Annotated in this window: 15 protein-coding genes and 1 pseudogene; 11 read left to right on the top strand and 5 right to left on the bottom strand. The window is 69.0% G+C overall.

All coding sequences use genetic code 11. The features are described from left to right. The 9 genes from ACIO1C_RS29905 to ACIO1C_RS29945 all read left to right on the top strand — a co-directional run bounded on the left by ACIO1C_RS29905 (nt 1) and on the right by ACIO1C_RS29945 (nt 10329). Nucleotides 1–777: a DUF3710 domain-containing protein gene (locus ACIO1C_RS29905; RefSeq protein WP_401869158.1), complete on the top strand. Its 777-nt coding sequence runs from the start codon at nt 1–3 to the stop codon at nt 775–777. 335 nt (nt 778–1112) lie between these two features. Further along, nucleotides 1113–1202 carry a K(+)-transporting ATPase subunit F gene (gene kdpF, locus ACIO1C_RS29910; protein ID WP_167025832.1) on the top strand — a complete coding sequence of 30 codons (90 nt, stop codon included), beginning with the start codon at nt 1113–1115 and terminating at the stop codon, nt 1200–1202. Nucleotides 1203–1205: 3 nt separating this feature from the next. Beyond that, nucleotides 1206–2870 (top strand): potassium-transporting ATPase subunit KdpA, encoded by a 1665-nt coding sequence (gene kdpA, locus ACIO1C_RS29915; protein ID WP_401869161.1) that lies wholly within the window; start codon nt 1206–1208, stop codon nt 2868–2870. A gap of 26 nt (nt 2871–2896) precedes the next feature. After that, entirely contained in the window at nt 2897–5023 is a 2127-nt protein-coding gene (kdpB, locus tag ACIO1C_RS29920; protein WP_401869216.1) for a potassium-transporting ATPase subunit KdpB, read from the top strand. 14 nt (nt 5024–5037) lie between these two features. Beyond that, entirely contained in the window at nt 5038–5700 is a 663-nt protein-coding gene (locus ACIO1C_RS29925; protein WP_401869164.1) for a potassium-transporting ATPase subunit C, read from the top strand. Nucleotides 5701–5789: 89 nt separating this feature from the next. Continuing rightward, complete coding sequence (locus ACIO1C_RS29930) at nt 5790–8333, top strand: DUF4118 domain-containing protein (protein WP_401869167.1); 2544 nt, start codon at nt 5790–5792, stop codon at nt 8331–8333. Nucleotides 8334–8359: 26 nt separating this feature from the next. Then, a complete protein-coding gene (locus ACIO1C_RS29935) occupies nt 8360–9049 on the top strand; it encodes a response regulator (protein ID WP_161308296.1) in 690 nt (229 codons plus the stop codon). Nucleotides 9050–9189: 140 nt separating this feature from the next. Continuing rightward, entirely contained in the window at nt 9190–9540 is a 351-nt protein-coding gene (locus tag ACIO1C_RS29940) for an OB-fold nucleic acid binding domain-containing protein (RefSeq protein WP_388336682.1), read from the top strand. Between the two features lie 3 nt (nt 9541–9543). After that, nucleotides 9544–10329 (top strand): DUF3159 domain-containing protein, encoded by a 786-nt coding sequence (locus ACIO1C_RS29945; RefSeq protein WP_401869170.1) that lies wholly within the window; start codon nt 9544–9546, stop codon nt 10327–10329. Between the two features lie 111 nt (nt 10330–10440). On the opposite strand, the gene ACIO1C_RS29950 is transcribed toward ACIO1C_RS29945, so the two are convergent. Together ACIO1C_RS29950 and ACIO1C_RS29955 are read right to left on the bottom strand one after the other, a co-directional pair. Further along, nucleotides 10441–11115, bottom strand: coding sequence for a potassium channel family protein (locus ACIO1C_RS29950; protein ID WP_401869173.1), 675 nt, complete (start codon nt 11113–11115; stop codon nt 10441–10443). Beyond that, nucleotides 11115–11783, bottom strand: a complete 669-nt coding sequence (locus ACIO1C_RS29955) for a TrkA family potassium uptake protein (RefSeq protein ID WP_161308300.1) — start codon at nt 11781–11783, stop codon at nt 11115–11117. The genes ACIO1C_RS29950 and ACIO1C_RS29955 overlap by 1 nt, the downstream gene beginning before the upstream one ends. Before the next feature lie 206 nt (nt 11784–11989). Between ACIO1C_RS29955 and ACIO1C_RS29960 the strand changes: the two genes are divergently transcribed. Both ACIO1C_RS29960 and ACIO1C_RS29965 read left to right on the top strand, forming a co-directional pair. Further along, nucleotides 11990–14041: an APC family permease gene (locus tag ACIO1C_RS29960; protein ID WP_401869176.1), complete on the top strand. Its 2052-nt coding sequence runs from the start codon at nt 11990–11992 to the stop codon at nt 14039–14041. A 161-nt stretch (nt 14042–14202) separates the two neighbouring features. Next, complete coding sequence (locus ACIO1C_RS29965) at nt 14203–15546, top strand: class I SAM-dependent RNA methyltransferase (protein WP_401869179.1); 1344 nt, start codon at nt 14203–14205, stop codon at nt 15544–15546. 1203 nt (nt 15547–16749) lie between these two features. Here the strand turns inward: ACIO1C_RS29965 and ACIO1C_RS29970 are convergent. The 3 genes and pseudogenes from ACIO1C_RS29970 to ACIO1C_RS29980 all read right to left on the bottom strand — a co-directional run. After that, nucleotides 16750–18327, bottom strand: a complete 1578-nt coding sequence (locus ACIO1C_RS29970) for a Rieske 2Fe-2S domain-containing protein (RefSeq protein WP_401869182.1) — start codon at nt 18325–18327, stop codon at nt 16750–16752. 504 nt (nt 18328–18831) lie between these two features. Then, a pseudogene (locus ACIO1C_RS29975) lies at nt 18832–19661 on the bottom strand (IS5 family transposase). A gap of 39 nt (nt 19662–19700) precedes the next feature. Continuing rightward, the coding region (locus tag ACIO1C_RS29980; protein WP_401869185.1) for a DDE-type integrase/transposase/recombinase at nt 19701–20233 on the bottom strand (533 nt) is incomplete at its 5' end.

A 20233-nucleotide genomic window follows, 5' to 3' on the forward strand; every position in this document is an offset into this window, starting at 1 on the left:
GTGTTCGGTCGCAAGAAGAGTGGTTCCGCAGAGGACGCGGCGGACGCGGCAGGCGAGGCCGAGCAGTTCGTCGACGGCGTCGACGCGGACGCCGGCGCCGAGGCCGCGTCGGGCTCCCGCCGGGTGAATCTTCCCCCGGCCCCCCGCCCCGACGGTCCCTGGGACATCTCGGAGGTCTCCAAGCCCGACGAGGGCCGCGTGGACCTGGGCGGTGTCTTCGTCCCCGGGGTCGAGGGCATGGAGTTGCGCGTCGAGGTCGCCGGTGACGCGATCGTCGCCGCCACCATCGTCCTGCGCGACAGCGCGGTACAGCTCCAGGCCTTCGCGGCGCCCAAGAAGGAAGGCATCTGGGGCGAGGTGCGCGAGGAGATCGCCTCCGGCATCACCCAGCAGGGCGGCATCATCGACGAGGTCGAGGGCCCGCTCGGCTGGGAGCTGCGGGCCCAGGTGCCCGTACAGCTGCCGGACGGCACCGGCGGCATCCAGCTGGTGCGCTTCATCGGTGTCGACGGCCCCCGCTGGTTCCTGCGCGGGGTGATCTCCGGCCAGGGCGCCGTCCAGCCCGAGGCGGCGGGGCTCCTGGAGCAGATCTTCCGGGACACCGTCGTCGTCCGCGGCGACGGCCCGATGGCGCCGCGTGACCCGATCGTCCTCAAGCTGCCCGACGACGCGCAGATGGTCGCCGAGGGTGTCCAGCAGGAGGAGCAGGAAGGATCCCGCTTCTCCGGTGGCATGGGCTCGCTCCAGCGCGGTCCCGAGATCACCGAGGTGCGCTGACCTCCGCCGTACGAGACCGTACGACCTTTCCCGAACCTGTGGCCGGTGGGCCGCACCCCTTCGCCGGGGTGCGGCCCACTGGCCTTTTCCGGTGCTTTTTCCGGTGCCCTGTCCGACGGTCACGGGCCCGTCCGTAAGGAGTCCGTCAAGCCGGCGCCCGGGGACGTATGGGAGACGTCAACAACTGCGGGACCGCTCAAAACAGGGGGTTTCCTCAGGAAGTCACATTTCCCGGAAATCATCTAGGAGCACACGATGGCCGACGTGGCCTTCGTCGTCACCACGATCGCGGTCTTCGCGCTGGTGGCCCTCATCGCCAAGGGGGTCGCGAAGCTATGACCGCCGAGAACATCGCCGGCCTGGTCGTGGCCGTCGCCCTGTTGGGCTATCTCGTCCTCGCCCTCCTCTTCCCGGAGAGGTTCTGAGTGATGGGTCCCGTCCCCGCAAGCGTGCTCCAGGTGGTCGCGCTCGCCGTGGCCCTCGGGCTGGCGTACCGCCCCCTCGGCGACTACATGGCAGGCGTCTACAGCTCGTCCAAGCACCTCAAGGCCGAGAAGGCCGTCTACCGGATCATCGGCGCCGACCCCACCACCGAGATGCGCTGGCCCGCCTATCTGCGCGGCGTCCTCGCCTTCTCCGCGGTGAGCGTCCTGTTCCTCTACCTGCTCCAGCGGGTCCAGGGCGGTCTGCCCGGCTCGCTGGGCTTCTCCTCCATCGACCCGGACCAGGCGTTCAACACCGCCGCGTCCTTCGTCTCCAATACCAACTGGCAGTCGTACTACGGCGAGCAGGCCATGGGCCACGTCGTACAGACCGGCGGCCTCGCCGTCCAGAACTTCCTCTCGGCCGCCGTCGGCATGGCCGTCGCGGTGGCGCTGGTACGGGGCTTCGCCCGCTCCCGCACCGGCGAGCTGGGCAACTTCTGGTCGGACCTGGTGCGCGGCACCGTACGGATCCTGCTGCCGATCGCCGTCATCGGCGCGATCGTCCTGGTGGCCTGCGGCGCGATCCAGAACTTCGCCGGCATCCACGAGGTCGGGCAATTCATGGGCGGCTCGCAGCAGTGGAACGGCGGCGCCGTCGCCTCCCAGGAGGCCATCAAGGAGCTGGGCACCAACGGCGGCGGCTACTTCAACGCCAACTCCGCCCACCCCTTCGAGAACCCCAACGGGATCTCCAACCTCTTCGAGATCTTCCTGATCCTGCTCATCCCGTTCGCCCTGACCCGCACCTTCGGCAGGATGGTCGGCAGCGTCAAGCAGGGCTACGCGATCCTCGCCGCCATGGTGGTGATCTGGATCGGCTTCACCGCCCTGATGCTGTGGACGGAGTTCCACCACGGCGGAACCGCGTTCCAGGCCGCGGGCGGCGCCCTGGAGGGCAAGGAGACCCGCTTCGGGGTCGGCGGCTCGTCGATCTTCGCGGTGGCCACCACCCTCACCTCCACCGGCGCGGTCAACGCCTTCCTCTCCTCGTTCACCGGCTACGGCGGCGGTATCGCCCTGCTCGGCATGCAACTGGGCGAGGTGGCGCCCGGCGGGGTCGGCTCCGGTCTCTACGGGATCCTGATCATGGCGCTCATCGCGGTGTTCCTCGCCGGCCTGATGGTCGGACGGACGCCCGAGTACCTGGGCAAGAAGATCGGCACCCGCGAGATCAAGTTCGCCGCGCTCTACATCCTGATCACCCCGGCGCTGGTCCTGAGCTTCACCGCCGTGGCCATGGCCCTGCCCACCCCGGGCCACTCCATGACCAACTCCGGCGCCCACGGCTTCTCCGAGATCCTGTACGCGTACACCTCGGCGGCCAACAACAACGGCTCGGCGTTCGCCGGGCTCAACGCCGACACCCAGTGGTTCAACACCACCCTCGGCATCGTCATGCTGCTCGGCCGCTTCCTCCCCATGGTGTTCATCCTCGCCCTGGCCGGTTCGCTCGCCGAGCAGAAACCGGTGCCCGAGACGCTGGGCACCCTCCGTACCCACAAGCCGCTCTTCGTCGGGCTGCTCGTCGGCACGATCCTGATCGTCACCGCTCTGACCTACTTCCCGGCGCTGGCCCTGGGCCCGCTGGCCGAGGGGCTGGGGTCATGAGCGTCCGTCCCGAGCACGAGGATCCGATGTCCACTGTCACTCCGACCCGTGCGCCGCACAGCGACATACCCGGCGGCCACGGCCCGGGGGACGGCCGCGTCGGCGGGGGTCTGTTCGATCCCAAGCAGCTGATCACGTCCTTCCCCGAGGCGGTGCGCAAGCTCGACCCGAGGGTGATGGTCAAGTCGCCCGTGATGTTCGTGGTGGAGGTGGGCTCCGTCCTCACCACCGTCCTGGCCCTCACTCATCCGGGGGACTGGTTCGGCTGGGCCATCGCCGCCTGGCTCTGGCTGACCACGATCTTCGCCAACCTGGCGGAGGCCGTCGCCGAGGGCCGCGGCAAGGCGCAGGCGGACACCCTGCGCCGGGCCAAGACCGAGACCGTCGCCCGCAGGCTCGTGGAGAGGAACCCCGCGAGCCGCGCCGAGGAGCGGGTGCCCGGCACCGAGCTGCGCATCGGCGACCTGGTCGTCTGCGAGGCCGGGGACATCATCCCCGGCGACGGGGACGTCGTCGCGGGGGTCGCCTCCGTCGACGAGTCCGCCATCACCGGCGAGTCCGCGCCCGTCATCCGCGAGTCCGGGGGCGACCGCTCGGCCGTCACCGGCGGTACGAAGGTCCTCTCCGACCGGGTCGTCATCAAGATCACGACCAAGCCCGGCGAGACCTTCATCGACCGCATGATCAAACTGGTCGAGGGCGCGGCCCGGCAGAAGACGCCCAACGAGATCGCGCTGAACATCCTGCTCGCGTCCCTCACGATCGTCTTCCTGATCGCCGTCGTCACCCTCCAGCCGTTCGCCGTCTACGCGGGCGCAGGACAGTCCCTGATCGTGCTGACGGCCCTGCTGGTCTGCCTCATCCCGACCACCATCGGCGCGCTCCTCTCCGCGATCGGCATCGCGGGCATGGACCGGCTGGTGCAGCGCAACGTGCTCGCCATGTCGGGCCGGGCCGTCGAAGCCGCAGGGGACGTCTCCACACTCCTGCTGGACAAGACCGGCACCATCACCCTCGGCAACCGGCAGGCCGCCGAGTTCGTCCCGGTCGCCGGAGTGACGGCCGCCGAACTCGCGGACGCCGCCCAGCTCTCCTCGCTGGCCGACGAGACCCCCGAGGGCCGGTCCGTGGTGGTCCTGGCCAAGGAGCGGTACGGGCTCCGCGAGCGCGGCCGGGGCGAACTGGCCGGCGCCGAGTGGGTCGCCTTCACCGCCCAGACCCGGATGTCCGGCGTCGACCTCACGGAGCACGGCGCCACCCGCCGTATCCGCAAGGGCGCGACCGGCTCGGTCGTCGCCTGGGTCGAGCAGAGCGGCGGCCGCGCCTCCGCCGAGGCCAGGACCCTCACCGAGCGGATCTCCACGGCGGGCGGCACCCCGCTGCTGGTCGCGGTGGAGGACGGCGCGGGAGCCCGGGTCCTCGGGGTGATCCACCTCAAGGACGTCGTCAAGGAGGGCATGCGCGAGCGGTTCGCCGAGCTGCGCCGTATGGGCATCAGGACCGTCATGATCACGGGCGACAACCCGCTCACGGCCCGCGCCATCGCGGAGGAGGCCGGCGTCGACGACTTCCTCGCCGAGGCCACCCCCGAGGACAAGATGGCCCTCATCAAGCGGGAACAGGCGGGCGGCAAGCTCGTCGCCATGACCGGCGACGGGACGAACGACGCTCCGGCGCTGGCGCAGGCGGACGTGGGCGTGGCCATGAACACCGGGACCTCGGCCGCCAAGGAGGCCGGGAACATGGTGGACCTGGACTCCAACCCCACCAAGCTCATCGAGATCGTGGAGATCGGCAAGCAGCTGCTCATCACGCGCGGCGCGCTCACGACCTTCTCCATCGCCAACGACGTCGCGAAGTACTTCGCGATCATCCCCGCGATGTTCGCGGTCGCCTACCCGAGCCTGGACCGGCTCAACATCATGGACCTGTCCTCGCCCGAGTCCGCGATCCTCTCCGCCGTCGTCTTCAACGCGCTGGTCATCGTGGCGCTGGTGCCGCTCGCCCTGCGGGGCGTGCGCTACCGGCCGACGAGCGCCGACCGGATGCTCAGGAGAAACCTGGGGATCTACGGCCTCGGCGGGCTGATCGCCCCGTTCATCGGGATCAAGATCATCGACCTGCTCCTCTCCCTCATCCCCGGCATCGGGTGAACGGCATGTCTCTCATGAACAGCTCCGCAAGTGGCGGCGCACGGCTCCTCGGGGCCGCCCTGCGCGCCCTCATCGTCCTCACCGTCCTGTGCGGCGTGCTCTACCCGCTGGCCGTCACCGGCGTCGCCCAGGGCCTCTTCTCCCATCAGGCGAACGGCTCCGAGGTGACATCGGACGGCCGGGTCGTCGGCTCCTCGCTCATCGGCCAGCGCTACGACCTGCCGCTGAAGAAGGGCCAGGAGACCCCCGCGCCGGACCTCAAGTGGTTCCAGCCGCGCCCCTCCAACGGCCTGGGCAGCAACTCCGTCAACACCCAGTACAAGCTGATCCTCTCCGGGGCGACCAACCGCTCGGGCGACAACGAAGAGCTGATCCAGTGGGTCAAGGACGCCAAGGCCGCCGTGGTGAAGGACAACTCCACCCCCGGCAACCCGGTCGAGCCCTCCGAGGTGCCGCCCGACGCGGTGACCTCCTCGGGCTCGGGCCTCGACCCGGACATCTCACCGGCTTACGCCCGGCTCCAGGTGAACCGGGTGGCGGAGCGCAACCACCTCACCGCCGCACAGGTCGGCCGGCTGGTCGACGACCACACCGACGGGCGCACGCTCGGCTTCATCGGCGAGCCCACGGTGAACGTCCTCGCCCTCAACACCGCCCTGAAAGAACTGGCCGGCTGACCGCGCCAGGACACCACCCGGCCCGTCCGGCCCGCGACGACCACCGCGGGCCGGACGCGCCGGAGCGTACGGAAGACGACAATGGGGCCATGGGACGCGGCAAGCTGAGGATCTATCTGGGTGCGGCGCCCGGGGTCGGCAAGACGTACGCGATGCTCTCCGAGGCCCACCGCCGGGTCGAGCGCGGTACGGACTGCGTCGTCGGCTTCGTCGAGCATCACGGCCGGTCCCGTACGGAAGTCATGCTGCACGGCCTCGAAGAGGTCCCGCGCCGGGAGCTGGAGTACCGGGAGACGCTGTTCACCGAGATGGACGTGGACGCCGTCCTGGCCCGCCACCCCGCCGTCGCCCTCGTGGACGAGATGGCCCACACGAACGTCCCCGGCTCCCGCAACGAAAAACGCTGGCAGGACATCGAGGACCTGCTCAGGGCCGGCATCGACGTCGTCTCCACCGTCAACATCCAGCACCTGGAATCACTCGGTGACGTGGTCGAGTCCATAACGGGCGTACGGCAGCGGGAGACCGTACCGGACGAGGTGGTGCGGCGGGCGGACCAGATCGAGCTGGTCGACATGTCCCCGCAGGCCCTGCGCCGCCGCATGGCCCACGGGAACGTGTACAAACCCGACAAGGTCGACGCGGCCCTCTCCCACTACTTCCGGCCCGGGAACCTGACCGCGCTGCGTGAGCTGGCGCTGCTCTGGGTGGCGGACCGGGTGGACGAATACCTCCAGGAGTACCGGGGCGAGCACAACATCCGCTCCACCTGGCAGGCCCGCGAACGCATCGTCGTCGGCGTGACCGGCGGACCCGAGGGCCGTACGCTCATCCGCCGCGCGGCCCGCCTCGCCGAGAAGGGCGCGGGCGGCGAGGTGCTCGCCGTCTACATAGCGCGCAGCGACGGCCTCACCGCCGTGTCGCCCAAGGAACTCACCGTCCAGCGCACCCTCGTGGAAGACCTCGGCGGCACCTTCCACCACGTCATCGGCGACGACATCCCCTCCGCGCTGCTCGAATTCGCCCGGGGCGTCAATGCCACGCAGATCGTGCTGGGCTCCAGCCGCCGCAAGACCTGGCAGTACGTGTTCGGCCCCGGCGTCGGCACGACCGTGGCCCGGGAGTCGGGCCCCGATCTCGACGTCCACATCGTCACGCACGAGGAGGTGGCCAAGGGGCGCGGCCTGCCGGTGGCGCGCGGCGCGCGCCTGGGCCGTCAGCGGATCATCTGGGGCTGGCTGGTCGGGGTGGTCGCGCCCGTCCTGCTGTCGCTGCTGCTCACAGCCCTCCACGACACACTCGGACTCGCCAACGACGTCCTGCTCTTCCTGTTCCTGACCGTGCTGTCCGCGCTGCTCGGCGGGCTGCGGCCCGCCCTCGCCTCCGCCGCCGTGAGCACCCTGCTGCTGAACTTCTATTTCACCCCGCCCACCCACACCCTCACCATCCAGGACCCCAAGAACCTCGTCGCCATCACGATCTTCTTCGCGGTCGCCGTGGCCGTCGCGTCGGTGGTGGACCTGGCGGCCCGCCGTACCCACCAGGCCGCCCGATTGCGGGCGGAGTCCGAGATCCTGTCGTTCCTCGCGGGCAGTGTCCTGCGCGGCGAGACGACGCTGGACGCCCTGCTGGAGCGGGTGCGCGAGACGTTCGCGATGGAGTCGGTGGCCCTCCTGGAGCGCGGCGGCGACGTCGAGCCCTGGACCCGCGCGGGCAGCGTGGGGCCCGCGCCCGTGGACCGCCCCGAGGCCGCCGACGTGGACATGCCGGTGGGGGACCACATGGCGCTGGCGCTGTCGGGTCGGGTGCTGCCGGCGGAGGACCGGCGGGTGCTGGCGGCCTTCGCGGCGCAGGCGGCGGTGGTGCTGGACCGGCAGCGGCTGGTGGGGGAGGCCGAGCACGCGCGGGCGCTGGCGGAGGGCAACCGGATCCGTACGGCGCTGCTCGCGGCGGTCAGCCACGACCTCCGTACCCCGCTGGCGGGCATCAAGGCGTCGGTCACCTCACTGCGCTCCGACGACGTCGAGTGGTCGGAGGAGGACCGGGCGGAGCTGCTGGAGGGCATCGAGAACGGCGCCGACCGCCTGGACCACCTGGTGGGGAACCTCCTGGACATGTCCCGCCTCCAGACCGGAACCGTCACCCCCCTGATCCGCGAGATAGACCTCGACGAGGTCGTCCCGATGGCGCTGGGAGGCGTACCCGACGGCAGCGTCGTCCTGGACGTCCCCGAATCGCTGCCCATGGTCGCCGTCGACCCCGGTCTCCTGGAGCGCGCGGTCGCCAACATCGTGGAGAACGCCGTCAAGTACAGCCCCTACGGACAGCCCGTCGTCGTCGCGGCCAGCACCCTCGGCACGCGCGTCGAGGTACGCGTCGTGGACAGCGGCCCCGGTGTCCCCGACGATGCCAAGGACCGCATCTTCGAACCCTTCCAGCGCCATGGCGACGCGCCGCGCGGCGCCGGGGTCGGCCTCGGCCTCGCGGTGGCTCGCGGCTTCGCCGAGGCCATGGGCGGCACCCTCGCCGCCGAGGACACCCCCGGCGGCGGCATGACCATGGTCCTCACGCTCCGAGCGGCCCCCGGGCCCGCGCCGGCCCCCTCGGGACAACCCGCCCGCGTCAGCTCATGACCGGGCCCGCAGAAAGGCAGACCCCTATGACCAGGGTGCTCGTGGTCGACGACGAGCCGCAGATCGTGCGCGCCCTCGTGATCAACCTCAAGGCGCGCAAGTACGAGGTGGACGCGGCGGCCGACGGCGCGGGCGCCCTCGAACTCGCCGCCGCCCGCCACCCCGACGTCGTCGTCCTCGACCTCGGGCTGCCGGACATGGACGGCGTTGAGGTGATCAAGGGCCTGCGCGGCTGGACCCGTGTCCCGATCCTCGTGCTCTCCGCCCGCCACACCTCGGACGAGAAGGTCGAGGCGCTCGACGCGGGCGCCGACGACTACGTCACCAAGCCCTTCGGCATGGACGAGCTGCTGGCCCGGCTGCGCGCCGCCGTCCGGCGCGCGGAACCGGTCGGCGGGGACGGCGACGAGGGAGTGGCCCTGGTCGAGACGGAGGGCTTCACCGTCGACCTGGCCGCGAAGAAGGTGCACCGCGAGGGACGGGACGTACGGCTCACGCCCACCGAATGGCACCTGCTGGAGGTCCTCGTACGGAACACGGGCCGGCTGGTGAGCCAGAAACAGCTCCTCCAGGAGGTCTGGGGGCCCTCGTACGGCACGGAGACCAACTATCTGCGGGTCTACATGGCCCAGCTGCGCCGGAAGCTGGAGACGGATCCCTCGCACCCGCGGCACTTCGTCACCGAACCGGGCATGGGCTACCGCTTCGAACGTTGATGCGAATACGACTCGAACGGGGGGTGTGTCGCGGTCCGAAACCCGGTTCGAAACCCAGTGCGAGACCCGCGAACGCGGAGCCCGGGGCCCGGTACCCTCAAGGTATGAGTGCTGAGAAGCCGAGCGGCCGCTTCCGCCGGATGCTCGAACGGCTGTCCAGCTCCCAGGAGGACCTGGAGTCCGAGGAGCTGCGGGAGGACACGCAGGCGTCGGGCTGCACGCGGATCTCCGAGTGCAGCGACCGCCAGATCGTCCGGGTGGCTGGTACGTTGCGGACGGTCACCCTGCGTCCACGGGCGGGAGTCCCCGCTCTGGAGGCGGAGCTGTTCGACGGCACCGCGCCGCTGGACGTCGTGTGGCTGGGCCGGCGCTCCATCGTGGGCATAGAGCCGGGCCGCAAGCTGATCGCCTCCGGCCGGATCTCCATGAGCCACGGCCGCCGGGTGCTGTTCAATCCCAAATACGAAATCCGACCGCTCGGACAGGAGTAGCCGGTGACGTCACTCGACAAGCCCGCCGCCTCGACAGCCCCACCCGCTTCTCCCGCCACGGCAGACCAGCAGGCAGCCGACGCGAAAGCCGTCACCGAGGCGGCGCTTTTCGAGGCCTTCGGCGGCCTGCGCGGCATGGTGGAGACCGTCCTCCCCGGACTGCTCTTCGTCACGATCTTCACGATCAACAAGGACCTCCACACGTCGGCCATCGCCGCCGTGGGGGTCTCCCTGGTGCTCCTCGTCGTCCGGCTGGTCCGCCGCGACACGGTGAAACACGCGTTCAGCGGGGTCTTCGGGGTCGCCTTCGGCGTGGTCTTCGCGATGATGACCGGCAACGCCAAGGACTTCTACCTGCCGGGCATGCTCTACACGCTGGGCCTGGCCATCGCGTACCTGGCGACCGCCGCCGCCGGAGTGCCGCTGATCGGTCTGATCCTGGGCCCGGTCTTCAAGGAGAACCTCTCCTGGCGCACCCGTAACCCCGGCCGCAAGAAGGCGTACGCGAAGGCCAGCTGGGCGTGGGGCCTGATCCTCCTCGCCAAGTGCGCGATCCTCTTCCCGCTGTACTGGTGGGCCGACACGGCGCAGCTCGGCTGGGTCCTGGTCGCGCTCAAGATCCCGCCGTTCCTGCTGGCGGTCTGGCTGACCTGGGTCTTCCTGGCGAAGGCGCCGCCGCCCATCGACGTGTTCGCGGAGATGGAGGCGGAGGAGGAGGCCGAGAAGGCCCGCAAGGCCGCCGCCGCCGGGACGTCGGACGGCCCGGTGAGCCACCGGCGGGAGGCGTAGAGCCCGCTCGGTACGGGACCCCCGTATAAGTCGGGATCCCCGTACAAGACGCACTTCGGGCGCCGGACCAGTCGGTCCGGCGCCCGAAGCCGTTTTTTGTCAGCCGGCCCGTCAGTCCGTCTCCTCGCGGCGTACCGACAGCAGGTCCTCCAGCTGCTCCTCGCGCGCCTGCGCCGCCACGAACAGCAGCTCGTCGCCCGCCTCCAGCGTCTCCTCCGGATTCGGCGTCAGGACGCGCGTGCCGCGGATGATCGTCACCAGCGAGGTGTCCTCGGGCCAGACCACGTCCCCGACCTGCGTGCCCGTCACCGCGGACTCCGGCGGCAGCGTCAGCTCGACCAGGTTCGCGTCGCCGTGGCTGAAACGCAGCAGCCGTACGAGATCGCCGACGCTCACCGCCTCCTCCACCAGCGCCGACATCAGACGCGGCGTGGAGACCGCGACGTCGACGCCCCAGGACTCATTGAACAGCCACTCGTTCTTGGGGTTGTTCACCCGGGCCACCACCCGCGGCACCCCGTACTCGGTCTTGGCGAGCAGCGAGACGACCAGATTCACCTTGTCGTCGCCGGTCGCGGCGATCACCACGTTGCAGCGTTGCAGCGCGGCCTCGTCCAGCGAGGTGATCTCACAGGCGTCGGCCAGCAGCCACTCCGCCAACGGCACCCGCTCCACCGAGATGGCGGTCGGTGCCTTGTCGATCAGCAGGATCTCGTGACCGTTCTCCAGCAGCTCGCCCGCGATGGAACGGCCCACCGCCCCGGCCCCGGCAATCGCGACGCGCATCAGTTCCCGCCTTCGTCCGGGCCCTCGGCGAATGACGCCTCGACCTTCTCGATCTCGTCCGTACGCATCATCACGTGGACGAGGTCGCCCTCCTGGAGCACCGTCTGGGACGTCGGCAGCATCGCCTCGCCCAGCCTGGTGAGGAACGCCACGCGGACGCCCGTCTCCTCCTGGAGCGTGCTGATCTTGTGCCCGATCCAGTGCGCCGACGTGTGCACCTCGGCGAGCTGCACCCCGCCGCTCGGATCCCGCCACAGCGGCTCCGCGCCGGACGGCAGCAGCCGCCGCAGCATCTGGTCGGCGGTCCAGCGGACCGTGGCCACGGTCGGGATGCCCAGGCGCTGGTAGACCTCGGCGCGGCGGGGGTCGTAGATACGGGCGGCGACGTTCTCGATGCCGAACATCTCCCGGGCGACGCGCGCCGCGATGATGTTCGAGTTGTCGCCGCTGCTGACCGCCGCGAAGGCGCCGGCGTCCTCGATCCCCGCTTCCCGCAGGGTGTCCTGGTCGAATCCGACGCCGCTGACCCGGCGGCCGCCGAAACCGGAGCCGAGCCGACGGAAGGCCGTGGGGTCCTGGTCGATCACGGCGACCGTGTGCCCCTGCTGCTCCAGGGTCTGCGCGAGTGCGGCTCCCACCCGGCCGCATCCCATGATGACGATGTGCACGTGCGCTTACCCCGCAGTCCTGGTCATCTCGCTGACCTGCGAAAACACCCTGTTCACTCTTCCTTTTCGGCGTACCGCCCGACCGGCGGGACACCGTATACGGTGTCCCCTGCACCTGAGCTTATGCGGCAACGCCGTCGTTGCCGCCATCTCAGTAGGCGGTGCTGCCTGCACAGCCCATCGTTCGAACGCATACGATCCTTTGCGTGTCCAAACTGACCGACGTGCCCAAACGGATTCTCATCGGGCGGGCGCTGCGTAGCGACAGGCTGGGAGAGACTCTCCTCCCCAAACGCATCGCGCTGCCCGTCTTCGCCTCCGACCCGTTGTCCTCGGTGGCGTACGCACCGGGAGAAGTCCTCCTGGTCCTGTCCGTCGCGGGTGTGTCGGCCTACCACTTCAGCCCGTGGATCGCCGCCGCCGTCGTGGTCCTGATGTTCACGGTCGTCGCCTCCTACCGGCAGAACGTGCACGCCTACCCGAGCGGCGGCGGCGACTACGAGGTCGCCAACACGAACCTCGGGCCGAAGGCCGGTCTCACCGTCGCCAGCGCGCTGCTGGTCGACTACATCCTGACCGTGGCCGTGTCGATCTCGTCCGGGGTCGAGAACCTGGGCTCGGCGATCCCCTTCGTCATCGAGAACAAAGTCGCGTGCGCCGTCGGGATCATCATCCTGCTGACGGTGATGAACCTGCGCGGGGTACGGGAGTCGGGCAAGCTCTTCGCGATCCCGACGTACGTCTTCGTCGGCGGCGTCTTCCTGATGATCCTCTGGGGCGCGTTCCGCGGAATTGTCCTCAACGAGACCATGCACTCCCCGACCAGCGACTTCAAGATCAAGGCGGAGCACCAGGGACTGGCCGGCTTCGCGCTGGTCTTCCTGCTCCTGCGCGCCTTCTCCTCCGGATGTGCCGCGCTCACCGGCGTCGAGGCGATCAGCAACGGCGTCCCGGCGTTCCGTAAGCCCAAGAGCAAGAACGCCGCCACGACCCTCGCCCTGATGGGCGGGCTCGCGGTCACCATGTTCTGCGGCATCATCGGCCTGGCCATGGCCACGCACGTGAAGATGGCGGAGTTCCCCGAGACGGACCTTCTGAGGAGCAGCGGGATCCCGGTCGGGCAGGGCTACGTCCAGAACCCGGTGATCTCCCAGGTGGCCGCCGCCGTCTTCGGTGACGGAACGTTCTTGTTCGTGGTGCTCGCCGCGGCCACCGCGCTGGTGCTGTTCCTGGCCGCGAACACCGCGTACAACGGCTTCCCGCTCCTCGGCTCGATCCTCGCCCAGGACCGCTACCTGCCCCGCCAGCTCCACACCCGCGGCGACCGCCTGGCGTTCTCCAACGGCATCGTCCTGCTGGCCGGCGCGGCGGCGCTGCTCGTCTGGATCTACGGCGCCGACTCGACGCGGCTGATCCAGCTCTACATCGTCGGGGTCTTCGTCTCCTTCACGCTGAGCCAGACCGGCATGGTCCGGCACTGGAACCGCCACCTCAGGACCGAGAAGAACGTGGCGAAGCGCCGCCACATGGTCCGCTCCCGGGCCATCAACGCCTTCGGCGCGTTCTTCACCGGTCTGGTGCTCGTGGTGGTCCTGGCGACCAAGTTCACCCACGGCGCCTGGGTCGCGCTGCTCGGCATGGTGATCTTCTTCGCCGTGATGACCGCGATCCGCAAGCACTACGACCGGGTCGCCGAGGAGATCGCGGCGGCCGAGGGCCCGTCCGACGACAGCGTCAGGCCGTCCCGCGTGCACTCGATCGTCCTCGTCTCCAAACTCCACAAGCCGACGCTGCGCGCCCTCGGGTACGCGAAGCTGATGCGCTCCGACACCCTGGAGGCGCTCTCCATCAGCGTCGACCCGGCGGAGACGAAGGTGCTGCGGGAGGAGTGGGAACGGCGGGGCATCAACGTGCCGCTGAAGATCCTGGACTCCCCGTACCGGGAGATCACCCGCCCGGTGATCGAGTACGTACGGGGCCTGCGCACCGAGAACCCGCGGGACGCCGTCAGCATCTACATCCCGGAGTACGTGGTGGGCCGCTGGTACGAGCACCTGCTGCACAACCAGAGCGCGCTGCGGCTCAAGGGGCGGCTGCTCTTCACGCCGGGGGTGATGGTGACCTCGGTGCCGTACCAGCTGGAGTCCTCGGAGCGGGCGAAGAAGCGCGCGAAGAAGAGGGCGGTGTACCAGGCACCGGGCGCGGTGCGGCGGGGCCCGGTGGACGAGAGGCCGAAGGAGCCGACGAACAAGAGCTGAGGGTTGAGGGCTGAGGGCTTCGGTTTTCGGGGTGGCGGGCGGCGGGACGGGGCGCACGTACACTGGTGGGCTGCGCGGGAACACGCATCGGCGCGACTGCCCCGCTGACGCTCTCCCCACTTCTCTTCCTTTTATCTTTTTATCTTTGGAGCCGGTCCCTCATGCAGACAGAACCGCAGCCTTCTTCCGAGCAGGCGTCGCTGGTGGGGGAGGAGTACGAGGTCGAGGTCGGCCCTGTCGCGCACGGCGGCCACTGTGTGGCCCGTACCGACGAGGGCCGGGTGCTGTTCGTACGGCACGCGCTGCCCGGCGAGAAGGCCCGGGTCCGTGTGACGGAGGGCGAGGCGGACTCCCGCTTCCTGCGCGCCGACGCCGTGGAGATCCTCGACGCGTCCAAGGACCGGGTCGAGGCGCCGTGTGTGTACGCGGGCCCCGGCCGGTGCGGTGGCTGCGACTGGCAGCACGCCAAGCCCGGGGCCCAGCGGCGGCTCAAGGGTGAGGTCATCACCGAACAGCTCCAGCGGCTCGCGGGCCTGACGCCCGAGGAAGCCGGGTGGGACGGGACCGTCATGCCCGCGCCCGGCGACAAACTGCCGGCGGGCGAGGTGCCGGCGTGGCGCTCGCGGGTGCAGTACGCGGTGGACGAGGACGGCCGCGCGGGCCTGCGCAAGCACCGCTCGCACGACATCGAGCCGGTCGACCACTGCATGATCGCCACCGAGGCCGTCAGCGAACTGGGCGTGGAGAAGCGCAGCTGGCCGCAGATCGCGACGGTGGAGGCGATCGGCGCGTCGGGCTCCGGCGACCGCCAGGTCGTCCTGGCGCCGAGGCCCGGCGGGAGGCTGCCGCTGGTCGAACTGGACAAGCCGGTGTCGGTCCTGCGGGTCGAGGAGCACGACGGGGGAGTGCACCGGGTGCACGGCCGCGCGTTCGTCCGCGAGCGGGCGGACGGCCGTACGTACCGCGTCGGCATGGGCGGCTTCTGGCAGGTACACCCTGAGGCACCCCAGATGCTGGTGGAGGCCGTGATGCAGGGCCTGATGCCGAGGAAGGGCGACACGGCGCTCGACCTGTACTGCGGGGTGGGCCTGTTCGCGGGCGCCATCGCGGAACGGGTCGGCGAGACCGGCGCGGTGCTGGGCATCGAGTCGGGCAAGCGAGCGGTGGAGGACGCGCGCCACAACCTCCAGGACCTGCCCCGGGTCCGGATCGAACAGGGCAAGGTCGACCAGGTCCTGCCGCGCACCCACATCACGGAGACGAACCTGATCGTCCTGGACCCCCCACGCGCGGGCGCCGGCAAACAGGTCGTCAAACACATCGCCACCCTGGGCGCCCGCCGCATCGCCTACGTGGCCTGCGACCCGGCGGCCCTGGCCCGAGACCTGGCCTACTTCCGAGAGGCCGGCTACAAGCCCCGAAAACTCCGCGCCTTCGACCTCTTCCCGATGACGCATCATGTGGAGTGCGTGGCGATCCTTGAGCCTGCCGTAAAGGGCCGCTGACCTGCGGCTTTGGCGGGTGCGCATGATGTGCCCTATGTGCGTTAAGGGCGATGTCTTGACGCTGAAATGACGCTCTCAGAGGTATCTTGACGCTCGTTCTGATGGAGCGTCAGGCGCTCTGGAGCGCTGGTCAGGGTACGTGGAGATGGCATCCGATCGAGGAAGATTGTTCGAACTTCGCAGTGCCAGGCGGTGGTCCAGAGCCGTAGGGGAGTGGGGTGCCGCGCGCTGGTGCGGTCTCGTTCTTTTTCCCTTGATCTCCGCAGGTTTGGCGAGCGGAGGACCCTCGCGCCGGCCGGGAGGCCCGCTCGGCCTGGGGCGCGGTGCGAGGGCTCTCCGGAACACTTCCGCACCGGGGAATACCAGCACCCGGCTACCTCCACCGAGGCTGACGCCGGAACACCCCCGCGCCGGGGCGGGGAAGCCGCCGCTGGGGCGGCGCAGGGCACGCAGATGCCCGGAACACCCCCGCGCTGGCGGGGAGGACTCTTCCTGACCCGCAGCTTAGTGGGCGATGGCCTGGATGCGCCGGTCACACTCTGGGGTCCACCACGTATTGGGTGAGTGTGCCGCACTCGAATAGCCTGCGCGTACTCGGCAAGGTGTGATGGCGGGGCCGCCGGAGTCTCAACGCCGTGTGATGCTCTACCCGTGGGGCTTCCACACCAGGCGCAACGCCAGAGCAACTGGACGGCACCGCATATTCAGCATGACAGATCTTGGACCCGATCACTCATGAGAGGGCAGATCGACGTCCGGGTGGTAATAGCGAACAAAATTCTCGGCCACCGCTGGTTCGACGAACATCCCCTCGGGGGCTGCGCAGGTCCCATTGGCATTGACCAGCCAGCCAACCAGGGGGTATGACTCAGCCGGATCTGCTGACAGGCGCTGACCTCCGGCGTGATCGTCGCCGTGGTCAGGCTTAGCGGGTAGAGCAGCGCCTCCAACGCGGTGGACTTGCCCGCCCCTGAGTGGCCCACCAGGAAGGTCACCAGGCCCCTCATGAACCGGACCTGCCAGCCTCCATTGCGCTGGAACTCCAGTTTCTCGATCACAATCGACGGCCCACCATGTCTCCCTCGCATCAGGTGCTGATCTACACCTGCAACGACCCTCGGCTAATCGAGTGACGGATGCGGTCCCGCCCGAGGCACCTCGAATCGAGGGGCTGGCGGGGACGATTTCGGCGGCCACTGGACGTCAGGCGAGGGGGGTGGCGCGTATGTCGTGGCCGTCCGAGGTAAGACAGCGGCCTGCGGACAGGTTGTATCGCCAGCCGTGCATTGTACAGGTCAGCTCCGCGCCTTCAACCGTACCGAACTTGCTCAGATCCGCACCGAGATGGGGGCAGTACCGTTGAATTCGCCAGCCGTCGATCTCGATTTCCTCGCCTTCGTCCTCGATGGAACCGTAGTAATTCTCCACGTAGTCGATGCGCTCCGGTGACAGGCATTTCAGAAATACGTACAGGAACTCGTTGTACGGGCCGATCCGGCTGGCGGTGAACCGCAGCGACAGGAGCAAACTGTTGGACCAGTCAACCTCACGCCGTGCGATGTTGGTGGCGATCAGGTCGCCTGCGACGGCCAGCGTGTACCGGCAACGCTCCCCATCCCACAGCCGGACCTCCCGCACGGGGAAGTCGAGGACTATCGGGATGTCGTCGACATCCATCCGCACCGGCCCGCCGATCCCCGAGCAGATCCGGTCGGCCCGGGCCATCAGCGGTTCCCACCAGAGTTTGAGCTCGGCCAGCAGGCGCTCGCGCGGCAGCGCGTGAGCCCTGCTGGCGCGCTCGGCGGCGAGCGTGTGCTGCTGCCTTTGGGCGAAGGCGCGCAGATACTCACGCCTGTGGTCGAAGATGTAATCGATTTCTTTGGTCGAGTAGCGGTGTACCGGTTCGCATACGGCTGCCTGCGGTTCCACCACCGTCCCCGGCAACAATAGGTGCGCCGATACGCTCGGCCGGACTTCTGCGAGTTGTTCCAGGAACTCCCGCTGATCGACGAAGATGCTTTCTCCGTCCAGACCGGTGCCGTTGATGTCGAAGAGATCCTCGTCAAGGAAACACGGTGGCCCAGCGTTGGGGTATACGTGTTTCGCCTGGACCGCGTCAATGTAGCGCACCGCACGGTCGAACTGGCCTTGGCGCTTGCGGGCCGCGAGCTTGCGCTTCGCGGAGTGCGGCAGCCGATAGACCATGGGGTACCAGATCGCGCCGGAGAACTGCGCGAAGTACGCATCGACCTCGCCGAACTCGCGGATGGCCGGGACGGACAACGGGTGGGCGTCGTTCTGGTTGAGCAGCACGGTCTCCCCGTCATCAAGTGACAGAGCGGAGTCGCCGATGGGACCGTCGCCCGGACCACTCAGCACGGTGATCATGATGCGCAGACCGTCCCGTTCGACCGGGACCGCGTTCGGGATTCGCAGGAATCGGCCGAATCCAAGCGCGCGCAGTTCGACCTCCATTTCGTCGGTGGCGAAGGCCGGTAGGAGCACGGTGACATCCTTGCGTACGTTTCGGCGCAGGTTCTCCGCATCGAAATGGTCTCTGTGCAGGTGGGAGACGTAGAGGAAGTCCGCCGCCTTTCCGTAGTACGCCCAGTCCAGGGCAGTATTGTCCGGAAACGGAAACCACGAGCCGAAGAACGCAGGGTTGACCCACGGATCACACAGCACCGATCCCGCGTTGGTTTCGATGAACAGTCCCGCATGCCCAAGCCCAGTTATTCGCACAGTTCGGCCCTTTCCGGAGTCATCACGAACGTTCGACATGCCGACTATGGAATAGTTCGCCGACGAGCGCATCCGCAGGCCGGGTACGGTCGTGGCATCTTGGCGCCCCTGCCCCCGGCTGAGCCGTCGGCGCAGCGCCTATTCACCCGGGCGTTCGTCGCCCAAGTGCAGCGCCTGGTCGGCCTTGGGCATCTGAACCTCGGCTACACCACCTGGGGGCAGACATGTGCGGCGGCGAGACGACCGGCATCGACCTGGCCCGGGTCGCGGCCGGGGGCCGCCTGCGCTGCTCAGCGGCCCAGGGTGGTTCGGGTCGATGGGTGGTCCTTCCGGGCACAGGCGTTGTCCTGACTCGGGGCGTACGGGCGCGGCGCGCGCGGGCTCCCGCCTGGATGGCGTTCCGGCCTGCGCGTGACGGACCTGGTGACCGACATCGTCAACCAGTGTTTCGACACGTCACTCATCCCCACACCGTCAGTACCCGAGGCCTGACCGGGCCTCGAACCCGGCGCCGCCCCGGCCTCCTAGGGCGTGTCCGCAAAGTCATGGGAGCCAGAGTTGTAGGCAGGCGAGGGTAACCATGGCTTGGTAGTGGACGGCTCGTTCGTCGTAGCGGGTGGCGAGGGCTCTGTTTTGTTTGAGGCGGCCGATGCAGCGTTCGACGACGTTGCGGCGTCGGTAGGAGACGCGGTCGAGCCGGCAGGGCTTTTCGCCACGCCGGAGCCGGCCGTTGATCTGGTCGGTGCGTTCGGGGATCGTGCAGGCGATGCCTCGTTTACGCAGGTAGGCGCGGATCTCGCGGGAGAAGTACGCCTTGTCGGCGGCGACCCGGCCGGGCCGGGTGCGGGGCCTTCCCGGGCCGGGCCGGGCTACGCGGATGCTGTTCATGACGGGTTCGAACTGGGTGCAGTCGTTGGTGTTGCCGCCGGTCAGGGTGAAGGCCAGAGGCCGCCCGTGCCCGTCGCAGGCCAGGTGGATCTTGGTGGTCAGTCCGCCCCGGGACCGGCCAAGGGCCCCACCCGCCCAGAGCCCCCTTTTCGGGCCTCGGCCGCGTGCTGATGGGCCCGTACCGTCGTGGAATCGACACAGACCAGGGACCAGTCGACCTGGCCGACCGCGTCGGAGTGCTGCTGGACGTGCGCGAGGAGCCTGTCCCAGGTGCCGTCCGCAGACCAGCGGCGGAAGCGTTCATACACGGTCTTCCACGGCCCGTACCGTTCCGGGAGATCCCGCCAGGCCGCCCCGGTCGACAGCTTCCACAAGATCCCGTTCATCACCTGCCGCCGGTCCCGCACAGGCCGCCCCATCCGCGACTGCGGCAACAACGGCTCCACCACAGCCCACGACTCATCACTCAACTCATGACGCCTCACCACGACTTACCAACGAACCAATCACTTTGCGGACACGCCCTAGGTGTATTGACCTGTGAGGTTGGGGACGGGGCTTGCGGGTGGTTGGCCTTTGAGTGCGGTGTGGCCGCGGTGGTGTTTGTAGGTGTGGAGCCATTGCGGGAAGGCTTCGCGTCGTTCGGTTTCTGAGCGGTAGGGCTTGGCGTAGGCCCATTCGTCGAGGAGGGTGCGGTTGAGGCGTTCGACCTTGCCGTTGGTCTGCGGACGGTAGGGGCGGGTCCGTTTGTGGGTGATCCTGGCTGCTTTGAGGGTGTCGCGCCAGAGTTGCGACCTGTAGCAGGAGCCGTTGTCGGTCAGGACCCGTTCGACGGTGATCCCGCAGGAGGTGAAGTAGGCCTGGGCTCGGGTCCAGAAGCCGGCGGCGGTCTCTTTCGTCTCGTCTGCGTGGATTTCGCTGTAGGCGAGGCGGGAGTGGTCGTCGACGGCGGTGTGGATGTAGCTGTAGCCGGCCCCGGAGCGGGTCTTGCGGCCCGCTTGACGGCCCAGGACCTTGTGGCCGCCGCCGTCGGGGATGTTGCCGAGTTTCTTTATGT

Source organism: Streptomyces sp. NPDC087420, assembly GCF_044744165.1.
In the GTDB taxonomy this organism is placed as follows: Bacteria; Actinomycetota; Actinomycetes; order Streptomycetales; family Streptomycetaceae; genus Streptomyces.